This window comes from Nocardioides sp. CPCC 206348, from assembly GCF_048654705.1.
Taxonomy (GTDB): Bacteria; Actinomycetota; Actinomycetes; order Propionibacteriales; family Nocardioidaceae; genus Nocardioides.
The window spans coordinates 31,121-37,751 of the sequence record NZ_JBMCZA010000156.1; the positions used below are offsets into that span (position 1 = coordinate 31,121).

Annotated in this window: 8 protein-coding genes and 1 pseudogene; 7 read left to right on the forward strand and 2 right to left on the reverse strand. The window is 71.9% G+C overall.

Features of this window, described 5'->3' with window-relative positions:
• A pseudogene (locus ACOADB_RS11195) lies at nucleotides 1–510 on the reverse strand (MFS transporter); the annotation flags it as partial.
• A 45-nt stretch (nucleotides 511–555) separates the two neighbouring features.
• Between ACOADB_RS11195 and ACOADB_RS11200 the strand changes: the two are divergent.
• From ACOADB_RS11200 to ACOADB_RS11215, 4 genes are read left to right on the forward strand one after another with little or no spacing between them, the layout of a single operon-like run.
• A complete protein-coding gene (locus ACOADB_RS11200) occupies nucleotides 556–1,116 on the forward strand; it encodes a histidine phosphatase family protein (protein WP_378598220.1) in 561 nt (186 codons plus the stop codon).
• 32 nt (nucleotides 1,117–1,148) lie between these two features.
• Nucleotides 1,149–1,838 carry a DUF6758 family protein gene (locus tag ACOADB_RS11205; RefSeq protein WP_378598222.1) on the forward strand — a complete coding sequence of 230 codons (690 nt, stop codon included), beginning with the start codon at nucleotides 1,149–1,151 and terminating at the stop codon, nucleotides 1,836–1,838.
• 58 nt (nucleotides 1,839–1,896) lie between these two features.
• Nucleotides 1,897–2,796, forward strand: a complete 900-nt coding sequence (locus tag ACOADB_RS11210; protein WP_378598224.1) for a PHP domain-containing protein — start codon at nucleotides 1,897–1,899, stop codon at nucleotides 2,794–2,796.
• A complete protein-coding gene (locus ACOADB_RS11215) occupies nucleotides 2,796–3,404 on the forward strand; it encodes a MarC family protein (RefSeq protein ID WP_378598226.1) in 609 nt (202 codons plus the stop codon). Before ACOADB_RS11210 ends, ACOADB_RS11215 begins: the two co-directional genes overlap by 1 nt.
• A 118-nt stretch (nucleotides 3,405–3,522) precedes the next feature.
• Here ACOADB_RS11215 and ACOADB_RS11220 read toward each other — a convergent pair whose 3' ends face one another.
• Nucleotides 3,523–4,284, reverse strand: coding sequence for an SDR family NAD(P)-dependent oxidoreductase (locus ACOADB_RS11220; RefSeq protein ID WP_378598228.1), 762 nt, complete (start codon nucleotides 4,282–4,284; stop codon nucleotides 3,523–3,525).
• An 82-nt stretch (nucleotides 4,285–4,366) separates the two neighbouring features.
• Here ACOADB_RS11220 and ACOADB_RS11225 point away from each other — a divergent pair, with 82 nt between their 5' ends.
• From ACOADB_RS11225 to ACOADB_RS11235, 3 genes are all read left to right on the forward strand, one after another.
• On the forward strand, nucleotides 4,367–5,161 hold the full coding sequence (locus ACOADB_RS11225) for a ParA family protein (protein WP_378598230.1): 795 nt from the start codon (nucleotides 4,367–4,369) through the stop codon (nucleotides 5,159–5,161).
• A 93-nt stretch (nucleotides 5,162–5,254) separates the two neighbouring features.
• The gene (locus ACOADB_RS11230) at nucleotides 5,255–5,923 is read left to right on the forward strand and encodes a L,D-transpeptidase (RefSeq protein WP_378598232.1); all 669 of its coding nucleotides are present in this window, start codon (nucleotides 5,255–5,257) and stop codon (nucleotides 5,921–5,923) included.
• A gap of 13 nt (nucleotides 5,924–5,936) precedes the next feature.
• Nucleotides 5,937–6,631: alpha/beta fold hydrolase (locus ACOADB_RS11235; RefSeq protein ID WP_378598234.1), on the forward strand; the 695-nt coding region annotated here is incomplete at its 3' end.

Below are 6,631 nucleotides of genomic sequence, written 5' to 3' on the forward strand. Positions count from 1 at the left end.
GACGGCGACGACCGCCGCCCAGCTGAGGTCGAGGTGGGCGGTGGCGAGGGTGGCCGCGGCACCGAGCAGGCCGCCGAAGGTCCAGCCGCCGTGGAAGCTCGGCAGGATCGGACGTCCGTAGCGGTGCTCGAGGGCGACCGCCTGCATGTTGGTGGAGGCATCGACGATGCCCAGCCCGACGCCGTACACGGCGACACCGGCGAGGTAGCCGAGCCAGGCCGGTGACGCCAGCATCAGGGCGGCCCCGGTGGCGATCAGGACCAGGCCGGCCCGGAGCAGCGTGGCGCTCGAGCGCCGCGCCGACAGCTTCTCGGCCAGGACCGATCCGGCGCCGGCGAGCAGCACGATCCCCAGCAGCACGCCGGAGACGCCGAGCTCGGTGAGGTCCCAGCGGTCCTTGATGTCGGGCAGGCGCGTGGTCAGCCCGATGAAGACGAAGCCCTGGGTCGCGAAAGCCCCTGCGACGGCGAGCCGGTGGCGGGCCAGACGACGCTGGTCGGGGGGAACCATGGTCGGATCCTGCCACCACGAGCCGCCCGCTGGCAGGATGTCGCCATGGCCGACTCCGCGTACCTCGTCCGCCACGGAGCAACCGAGTGGAGCGAGTCCGGAAAGCACACGTCGTCGACCGACCTGCCGCTGCTGCCCGCGGGCGAGGAAGGCGCGCGCATCCTGGCGCCGCGGCTCGCGGCCATCGACTTCGCGGAGGTGCTCACCAGTCCGCTCCAGCGCGCGCGTCGTACGGCCGAGATCGCCGGGTACGGCGACGCCGAGGTGTGTCCCGACCTCGTCGAGTGGGGGTACGGCGACTACGAGGGCCGGACGACGCCGGAGATCCGTGAAGAGGTACCGGGCTGGACCGTGTGGACCCATGGATGCCCCGGCGGCGAGAGCGCTGCCGACGTCGCGGCGCGTTGCGACCGGGTGATCGCGCGGATCCGGGCGGCCTCGGGTCCCGTCCTGCTGTTCGCCCACGGCCAGTCGCTGCGGGCACTGGCTGCCCGGTGGATCGGGCTGACCGCCAGCGAGGGCCGACTGTTCCGCCTGGACACCGCCACCGTGTCGGAGCTCGGGCACGAGCGCGAAACGCCGGTCCTGAGGCGCTGGAATGCTTGACTCCCGCGCCGCGGCGCAGCACGGTGGCAGCCATGTCGAGCGTTGATCCCGACTCTGGTGCGGGCGCAGAGGTCCGGGTGGAGTGTCCGCGCTGCCCGGCCCCCGTCGCGGAGGTCGGTGACGGCTCCTGGTCGTGCCCCGAGCACGGCATCGTCGAGCCGTTGTGGCGACCGCAGGCGCCGTCGTACGAAGCCTTCGCGGGGCACCTGCGCCGCGTCGGTGCCTTCCCGACCTACCTGCCCTGGCCGCTCGGGCCGGGCTGGACGGTCAGCGACTTTGCCGCGGTGGGGCCGAACGGCGGGCCGGCCTCGGCAACCCTGACCTGCGTGTCGGGTGCGAGCCAGCTCGACGGCCCCGTCGACGTGATGGTCATCAGCGAGGAGCCCGGCACGGGGTTCGGTGCGCGGGTCGCCGGCCTGACCGGCAACGGGGAGGTGGAGCGGCTCGATCCCGGCCTCGAGATCGGCGACGGCCCGCCGCCGGTGCGGGTCCGGGTCGACCAGCACCCCGTCGGGCTGTGGTCGGTGTCGATCAGTTCGGCGCCGGGGGAGTGGGACCGTTCGGTCGTCGCCGGTGAGGCCGGCGGCCGCTGGTTGTGGCTGGTGCTGCGTCCCGCGTCCGCGATCCTGCTGCTGCGCGACGACTGGATCCTGCGGGACGTGTCGGCCACGGGGCCGCAGCTGGTGGCGTTGCCGTTCGGCGGCGCGCCGCCCGCGTGGTGACCGAACCGACACCGTCGCTGGGTCGTTGTCCGACAATCCGCGGGACTAGCCTTCTCCAGTGACGATTGACCTGCACACCCACTCGCGCGTGAGCGATGGCACCGAGTCGCCCGGCGACCTGGTGCGGGCCGCTGCGGCCGCCGGGCTGCACGTCGTCGCACTGACCGACCACGACACGATGGCGGGCTGGGACGAAGCCGCCGCCGCTGCCGCGGAGGCCGGCATCGCGCTGGTCCGCGGCATCGAGGTCAGCACCTGCTTCCGGGGCGTCGGCGTGCACCTGCTCGCCTACCTCCCCGACCCCGCCGACGTGGCCCTCCAGGCCGAGCTCGACCGGATCGTCGTCGGCCGCGAGCAGCGCGTCCCGGCGATGCTGGCCCGCCTGCGCGACCTCGGGATCCCGGCCACCGAGGAAGCACTCGCCGAGGTGTCCGGTGGCAACGAGGTCACCGGCCGCCCGCACATCGCCGACCTGCTCGTGCGGCTCGGTGTCGTGGCCGACCGGGACGAGGCCTTCGCGGGCTACCTCACCGAGGGTGGCCCTGCGTACGTCGACCGGTACGCGCCCGACCTGCAGGACATGATCGCGCTGGTGCACGGTGCCCGTGGCGTCGCGGTGATCGCCCACCCCTGGGGACGCGGCTCGGCCGGTGTGCTCGATGAAGCGGCCTTCGTCGTACTCAAGGAGGCGGGGCTGGCCGGGATCGAGGTCAACCACCTCGACCACGACGCGCACGCGCGCGACGGGCTGCGCCGCATCGCCGACCGCCTCGACCTCATCGTCACCGGGTCCAGCGACCACCACGGCGAGGGCAAGGTCGGCCACGACCTCGGCTGCGAGACCACCGCGCCCGACCAGTTGCAGCGGATCGTCGACCGGGCTGCGATGCTCGGTTCGCCGACCACTGTCGTCGGCGTCGGCGGCGTCATCGGCGGCGTCATCGGAGAGGTGCACTGATGCTCGAGTACGTCCTCCTCGTCGAGGTGTTCGTGACCCTGTTCGTGATCATGGACCCCGTCGGTACGGTGCCGATCTTCCTGTCCCTGACCGCCGGTCGCAGCCCGTCGAGCGCCAAGCGCCTCGCCTGGCAGGCGGTCGCGGTGTCGTTCTTCGTGATCACGCTGTTCGCCTTCTTCGGCCAGCAGATCCTCAACTACCTGCACATCTCGCTGCCGGCGCTGCAGTGTGCCGGTGGACTCCTGCTCCTGCTGGTCGCTCTCGAGCTGCTGACCGGCAACGAGAAGGAGCAGACCGCCAGCGGCGACACCAACGTCGCACTCGTGCCGCTCGGGACCCCGCTGCTCGCCGGCCCGGGTGCCATCGTCGCGACGATGCTGTTCGTCCAGGACATCGACAGCTGGACGAGCGGCCTGTCGGTCGCCCTCGGCGTCGTCGCCGTCCACATCGCGCTGTGGGCCGCGATGCGCTACTCCCTGCCGATCCTGCGCCTGATCCGCGAGGGCGGCGTCCTCCTCGTCACCCGCATCGCCGGCCTGCTGCTCTCCGCGATCGCCGTCCAGCTCGTCGCCGACGCCGTCCGCGCCTTCATCGCCGGCGAAGGCTGAGCCACGAAGTGTGCCTCGTGGGGGCACGAAGTGTGAGAGATGGGGCATCGAAGTGTCGATGATGTGCTGCGGCCGCCGTACGAGTGACACCTCGAACCCCCATTAGCCACACTTCGTGCTACTTGCGACCCAGGCCCTGTAGGCGTTGAAGGGCGCCACGCGGGACGACGCGGCTCGTCGTGACGATCGCCTTGTAGCGCTTCGACGGGATCGACATCGCGCGGCCCTTGTCGAAGTCGGCCAGGGCGTCGCGGACCAGGCGGTCCGGCTCGAGCCAGAGCACCCTGGGTGCCGAGGAGTCGCGGTCGACCCCGAGGCGCTCGTGGAACTCGGTCTTCACGAAGCCCGGGCAGAGGGCCATCACGGTGACCCCCTGGTCGGCGTACTCCGCATGCGCCCAGGCGCTGAACGAGTTCACCCATGCCTTGGCGGCGCTGTACGTGCCACGGGGCAGGAAGGCCGCGACGCTGGAGACGTTGATGACGCCGCCGTTCCCGCGCTCGACCATGCCGCCGAGCGCCGCGTGGGTCAGGCGCAGGACCGCGCGCACGAGCACGTCCTGCTGGGCCTGCTCCACGTCGATCGGGTTGTCGAGGAACCCGTTCTTGAGGCCGAAGCCGGCGTTGTTGACCACCAGGTCGACCGGACGGTCGCGGTCGGCCAACCGCTGTTCGACCAGACCGAGCTGGTCGAGGTCGGTGAGGTCGGCGGACAGCACCTCCACCTCGACGGAGTACGACGACCGCAACTCGGCGGCGACCGTCTCGAGTCGGGATGAGTCGCGGGCAACCAGGACCAGGTCGTCGCCGCGACCGGCGAGCTGTCGCGCGAACTCGTGGCCGATTCCGGCCGTCGCGCCGGTGATGAGTGCGGTGGGCATGGGCGCCAGTCAACCAGCCGCCGCGAAGTTCGTCCCCGGCCCATCCACCCGTTGCGTGGCCCGTTCCGGCATGATGGTGCCGATGAAGATCGACAAGGGTGCCCGCACGACGATTCTTGCCGTCGCGAACCAGAAGGGCGGCGTCGCGAAGACGACCAGTGTGGCGTCCGTGGGTGCCGCGCTGGCCGAGCTCGGGCAGTCCGTCCTGCTCGTCGATCTCGACCCGCAGGCGTGCCTGACCTTCTCCCTCGGCATCGACCCCGAGGACCTCGACCTGTCGATCCACCACGTGCTCACCAAGGGCACGCCTATCGCCGAGGTCATCATCGCGACCGAGGACGGTGTCGACCTGCTGCCGGCGACGATCGAGCTCGCCCGCGCCGAGGCGGACCTGCTGACCCGGACCGGACGCGAGCACGTCCTGCGGGGCGTCCTCGAGGACCTTGCCGCGTCCGGCACCCACTACGACTGGGTGCTCCTCGACTGCCCGCCCTCCCTGGGCGTGCTGACCGTGGCCGCGCTGACCGCCGCCACCGGGGTCCTGATCCCGTTGCAGTGCGAGACGCTGTCGCACCGTGGTGTGGGCCAGCTGCTCGACACCGTGCACGACGTACGCCGCTTCACCAACCGTGACCTCGAGGTCTGGGGTGTGCTCCCGACGCTGTACGACGGCCGCACCAACCACGCCCGCGCCGTGCTCGACACCATCTCGGAGACCTACGACCTCGAGGTCGTCGAGCCGCCGATCCCGAAGACGATCAAGTTCGCCGAGGCCCCCGCTGCGGGCCGCTCCATCCTCGCGACCAGCCGCACCAGCAAGGGCGCCCAGGCGTATCGCGACGTGGCTGCTTCGCTGCTCAAGCGGGCGGCGCGCTGACCCGTGAAGCACGTACGTGAGACCGGTGGTCGGCATCGCGCCCCCGCGAGCCGGCATCGCGCCCAAGCGAGTCCTCGCTATGGCCGGATCTCCGTGCTCGGTGCTTCGCTCGCAGTCCTGGCGATCGCGGTTGCGGGCGGGTTCGGGCTGCTCCCGTCCGGTCCTGATCGCTCCGACGCCGCGACCTCGCTGACCGCGTCCCAGACCCGCACGGACGCCAAGGCCGAGGTCGACGAGACGGCACCGACCGAGGCAGCGGTCGAGCCTGCCGCGGACCAGGCCGTCGAGGCCTCCGCGATGACCGGCCTCGCCGATGCCGACGGCAGCAGCAGGATTGCGGCCTCGACCGAGACGACCGGCCTGCCGCCCCGTTCGGGCAAGGGCCGGCGGATCGTGTTCAGCGAGAGTCGTCAGCGGGTGTGGCTCGTCGACAGTGACGGCGGCGTCCAGCAGACCTACCTCGTCTCGGGCAGCATCGAGGACAACCTCGAGCCCGGTACGTACGCCGTCTACTCCCGCAGCCGCAACGCCGTGGGGATCGATGACTCCGGCACGATGGAGTACTTCGTCCGGTTCACCCAGGGCACCCAGGGCGCGGCCATCGGCTTCCACACGATCCCGGTCGACGACGGCGCGCCCGTGCAGACCCTGAAGCAGCTCGGCACCCCGCTCTCGCACGGCTGCATCCGCCAGAAGCGGGCTGACGCGATCGACCTGTGGGACTTCGCCCCGATCGGTACGACGGTCGTCGTCACTGCCTGATGGGCCCGCTCCCGTGACTCCCGAGAGCGCGTGGCGGGAACCGGAGCACCCGTCGGGCCGCGGCGTCCTCGTGGTCGCCGGTTCGAGCGGTCGCCTCGACGAGCAGCGCGCGCAGGTGTTCGCGGGACTGGGGGCCGTCGCCCTGACGGTCCGCTGGTTCGGCGGGCCGGGCCAGCAGCCGGGACCGTTCGAGGTGCCGTTGGAGACGTTCTCCGGTGCGCTGGACCTGCTCGCGGAACGCTGCGACCGCCTCGCGATCGTCGGCACGTCCTTCGGTGCCGAGGCTGCGCTCCTCACGGCGTCGTACGACGACCGCGTGTCCGCGTGCGTGGCCTTCGCGCCGTCGTCGCTGGTCTGGGCCGGCTTCGACGGTCCGCGGGAGACCTCGCACTGGACGCGTGGCGGGGCCCCGCTCCCGTTCGTCCCGTTCGCGGACGACTGGTCGCCCGACGAGGACCCGCCGGCCTACCGCTCCCTCTACGAGCGCAGCCTGGCCGTCCACGGCGACAAGGTGCCGGGAGCCGCGATCGAGGTCGAACGGATCGGGGGCGACCTGGTCCTGGTCGCCGGTGGCGACGACCGGGTGTGGCCGAGCGCCTGGTTCGCCGACCGGATCGCGGACCGGCGTCGCGAGCACGGGCTCGGAACCACCGTCGTGACCCATCCCGAGGCCGGCCATCGCACGGTGTTGCCGGGGGAGCGGGCGGT

Bases quoted from the DNA above. Each gene is read 5' to 3' on its own strand.
- ACOADB_RS11220 (WP_378598228.1), bottom strand. From the start codon at position 4,284: ATGCCCACCGCACTCATCACCGGCGCGACGGCCGGAATCGGCCACGAG.
- ACOADB_RS11205 (WP_378598222.1), top strand. From the start codon at position 1,149: ATGTCGAGCGTTGATCCCGACTCTGGTGCGGGCGCAGAGGTCCGGGTG.
- ACOADB_RS11225 (WP_378598230.1), top strand. From the start codon at position 4,367: ATGAAGATCGACAAGGGTGCCCGCACGACGATTCTTGCCGTCGCGAAC.
- ACOADB_RS11200 (WP_378598220.1), top strand. From the start codon at position 556: ATGGCCGACTCCGCGTACCTCGTCCGCCACGGAGCAACCGAGTGGAGC.
- ACOADB_RS11215 (WP_378598226.1), top strand. From the start codon at position 2,796: ATGCTCGAGTACGTCCTCCTCGTCGAGGTGTTCGTGACCCTGTTCGTG.